2 protein-coding genes are annotated in these 1,793 nt (G+C 74.5%); both read left to right on the top strand.

The window, feature by feature from the left end; all coding sequences use genetic code 11:
* The first annotated feature begins 129 nt into the window (after positions 1-129).
* Positions 130-1,044: an alkaline phosphatase family protein gene (locus ACFV4G_RS28440; RefSeq protein WP_380444963.1), complete on the top strand. Its 915-nt coding sequence runs from the start codon at positions 130-132 to the stop codon at positions 1,042-1,044.
* Positions 1,045-1,223: 179 nt separating this feature from the next.
* Positions 1,224-1,793: hypothetical protein (locus tag ACFV4G_RS28435; protein WP_380444962.1), on the top strand; the 570-nt coding region annotated here is incomplete at its 3' end.

Here is a 1,793-nt window from a genome sequence, read left to right as displayed (position 1 = left end):
CCCCGCGCCCCGGGGCCAACCCCCCCCCGGACCCGCCCGCCCCCCCCACCCCCCCGGGGGGCGCCCCGGCCCCCCGCCCCGCCGGGCCCCCTCCCACCGGACCGTTCCCATCCCCCGTGAGGACTCGTCATGCCTGAGCCCGTCCAGCCCCGCCTGCGCACCCGCCCGCGCACCCGCCCGCGTTCCCGCCGCACCGCGACCGCCGTCGCCTCGGCGACCGCCCTCGTGGCCGCCTCCGCCGGCCTGTGGGCCGCCACCGCCCCCGCCGCGCAGGCCGCCGCGCTGCCCGCCCCCGACCACGTGATCGTGGTCGTCATGGAGAACCACGCCTACAGCCAGGTCATCGGCAGCAGCAGTGCGCCGTACATCAACTCCCTGGCCAAGGGCGGCGCGACGCTCACCCAGTCGTACGCGATCACGCACCCGAGCCAGCCGAACTACTACGCGCTGTTCTCCGGCTCGACGCAGGGCATCACCGACGACAGCTGCGTGAACGTCGGCGGCCTGCAGGCTCCGAACCTCGCCTCCGAGCTCACCGCCGCGGGGAAGACCTGGGGCAGCTACAACGAGTCCCTGCCCGCCCAGGGCAGCACGGTGTGCAGCAGCGGCAACTACGCGCAGAAGCACAACCCGTGGTTCGGCTTCGGCAACGTCGCGCTGAACTCGGCCCGGACCTTCAGCCAGTTCCCGACCGACTACACCACCCTGCCGAAGGTGTCCTTCGTGGTGCCGAACCTGTGCAGCGACATGCACGACTGCTCGGTCAAGACCGGCGACACCTGGCTCAAGACCAACCTCGGCGCCTACGCCACCTGGGCCGCGAGCCACAACAGCCTGCTCCTCGTCACCTTCGACGAGGACAACCGCCTGGCCGGCAACCGCATCCCCACCGTCGTCTCCGGCGCCCACGTGGCCCCCGGCAGCACCACCGCCACCACCTACAACCACTACGACGTCCTGCGCACCCTGGAGGACCTGGCCGGCCTGACCACCCACGCGGGCAACGCGGCCAACGGCACCGACGTCTCCGGCATCTGGAACTGACCCACCCCGCACGCCGCCCGACGACGGGGTCCGGCACCACGCGGTGCCGGACCCGTCCCGGTCACCGTCCGGGCTTCGCCGTGAAGTGAGGGCCGTGGTAAGCATGGCGCGTGCGCTTCGATTCCGTTCCGATGCCGCCGGCCGTCGAGGGCCGGCCCCGTGATGTGCGTGGGTATCCCGTGCCGGCGATCACTCCCTGGGAGGGGGGTGAGCCGCAGTTCGCGCTGACCGACTACGGGCGGAGTGCGAACTGTGCGCTGGAGCGGCGGTGTTCGGTGTGCGACGAGCTGATGCCGCAGGGGCCGGTGTGGCGGGTGGTCGGCGCTGCGGAGAGCGCGGCGATCGCCGAGGCACTGGCGGACGGGCGGCCGTACCGGAACCTCGCGCCGACGATGGAGGGGCCGGGACACCGGGCGTGCATGCTGTACGCCTCGATGGTCTGCCCGTACCTGGCCCGGCCCAACGCCCGTCGGCGCACCACGGCGGACGGCGCCCCGGACGGGCTGACGTCGGCCGTCGTCCGGGGCGCCGTGCGCGGTGGTACGGGTGCGGTGGTCGGGTACGGGGACTACGAGTACGGCGTCACCGCGTCCCGGGTGCTGTTCCGCTTCCTCGACGTGGTCGAGTACCTCCCGCACGAGAACGCGGAGGAGCACCTGGCCGAGGGGGGGCCCCCGGGGGGGGGGCCCGCGCGGGGGGGGGGGGGGGGGGGCCCGGCGGGAGGGCGGCCGGGCCCCGAGCGGAGCGCG

The sequence above is a fragment of the Kitasatospora sp. NPDC059747 genome (assembly GCF_042732955.1).
GTDB lineage: Bacteria > Actinomycetota > Actinomycetes > Streptomycetales > Streptomycetaceae > Kitasatospora.
Note: the sequence above shows the minus strand (reverse complement) of the source record. Positions and strands in the feature narration are given on the sequence as shown.

Coding starts and splice junctions, on each gene's coding strand:
- ACFV4G_RS28440 (WP_380444963.1), top strand. CDS start 130: ATGCCTGAGCCCGTCCAGCCCCGCCTGCGCACCCGCCCGCGCACCCGC.